Consider the following 1,755-nt stretch of genomic DNA (forward strand, 5'->3'; position numbering starts at 1 on the left):
GGCTTACAACGCCTGCCGTAGCGGGTCGGGGGCTGAGCGAGGGGTTAGGCCGCACGCGACTGGGCTGAAGTGACGTGCATTCTCTGGAAATTGACGCTAAGGCTTCTTGCCAAGTATTTGTTATTGAAAGAAGCTGGAGCATCGATTTTGATGATGGCGGATACCAAGGGCGCTCTCGCTATGCAGCGCTCGTGATAGCTCCATGCAATCCTCTCTAAGAAGTTGAGCATTTGCAGTTTCAGCGCCGCCGAGATGTAGATAGTCGGCCCTGAACAACCCGCGTGCCGCTCTACGCCGCTGTTCTGAGCGTCAGCCGAGGCGGCGCACCGCCAGTCTGGCCAAGCGCGATCAGGGCGATCAAGGCCAAGAGAAGCACCCGCAGGTGCGCCAGGATCAGCCGCAGGTTGTGCCCGGCGCCGCACAGCACTGCGTGGATCGCGTCGCCGTCGCTTCCCTTGAGCCAGTTGCGCGCCAGCAGACCGTCGGTCTTCATGTGCCCGATGGTGGGCTCGATGGCCTGGCGACGCTTGAGCAGCTTCTTCAGTGCAGGCGGCAGTCCCCGGGTGTGGCTGATCAGCAGCCGGGTGCCCTCGGGCGGTTGCACGCCGCGGTAGCCCCGATCGGCCAGCGCCAGGCTGGGCTGCACGCCTGTGAGGATCTCTACCTGCTCGAGCTGGCTGTGCAGCGTGTGGCCGTCGTAGGGCGAGCCGGGCATCGAGCGCATGCCCACCACCACACCCTCCTTGGCCGTCACGGCCACCGAGGTCTTCACACCGAACTCGTACGGCGTCCTGGCCTTGCCTTTGGCGATGCACTCCACCTCCGGGGCGTGCAGCGCATACAGCTTGTTCTTGGAGTCCCGCTGCTGGGCGTGCAGGCGCTGCGCCGTCTCGATCCGGGTCTTCAGCGCGCCGGTGATCTCGCCTGCCTTGCGCTGCACGTCGCGGATGACACGGCCCAGCCAAGTCCGCAGCTTCCTCACCTCGCGGCGCATGCGGCGCCACTGCTGGGCATGGGCGTAGCGTCCGGCCTGAGCGTCGGCGGTTTTGCCAACCCTCGCGTAGCTCTGGCGCAGCTCGATGCCGCACTCCTGCGCCGCGGCCACCAGCTGCTCTCGCGCCCGGTTCAGCAGACGGCTGTCGGTGGGGTGCGCAATCGCCTTGGGCTGCACCGTGGTGTCCACGATCACGGTGTCCAGGCTCTGCCGCTTCATCACGCAAGCGGACACAGCCGCCTTGATGCTGTGCTCCAGCAGCCACTCGCAGCCTTCCTCGCCGATGCGCTGCCGCCAGCGCACCAGGCTCGACGGATCGCAGGGCAGCTCGTGCCGGAAGTAGCGCTCACCGCTGAAGTGCTGCCAGTACGGGTTCTCGATCCAGCGCTCGACCACGTCCTCATCCGACAGCGCGTACGTGTGCTTCAGGTACAGCAGCGAGGCCATCAGCCGCGTGTCCAGCGCCGGGCGGCCAGTCGTGCTCTCGAACTTCGGGCCCCAGGCCTCGGAGAAGGCCGACCAGTCGATCAGCGAGGCGAGCTTGACGAGTTCGTGCCGCTGATCGATCAGATTGACCAGCTCCATCCGGAACAGGTCCTGTTCGGCGACATCAACACGGGACTTCGGACCCATCGGCGACCTCGGCGCAGTTTGCAAGGAACCGAGGGGTATTGGGCCTCAATCCTGCAACTCGCACCATCGGCCATCCCCCGGAAAGCTAGTAATGGCGGGGGTTCTGGGGTTGTTCAGGGCGGACTACA

Annotated in this window: 1 protein-coding gene; it reads right to left on the bottom strand. The window is 65.3% G+C overall.

Going from position 1 to position 1,755, the window contains the following annotated elements; translation table 11 throughout:
- Positions 1-289: 289 nt before the first annotated feature.
- Positions 290-1,627: an IS5 family transposase gene (locus ACOVRJ_RS03650; RefSeq protein WP_422042545.1), complete on the bottom strand. Its 1,338-nt coding sequence runs from the start codon at positions 1,625-1,627 to the stop codon at positions 290-292.
- Between the last annotated feature and the right edge of the window lie 128 nt (positions 1,628-1,755).

The sequence above is a fragment of the Roseateles sp. genome, from assembly GCF_049240545.1.
Classification (GTDB): domain Bacteria; phylum Pseudomonadota; class Gammaproteobacteria; order Burkholderiales; family Burkholderiaceae_C; genus Paucibacter_A.

What these genes read in the sequence shown, in the direction of transcription:
- ACOVRJ_RS03650 (WP_422042545.1), bottom strand. Translation starts at nt 1,627, where the DNA reads ATGGGTCCGAAGTCCCGTGTTGATGTCGCCGAACAGGACCTGTTCCGG.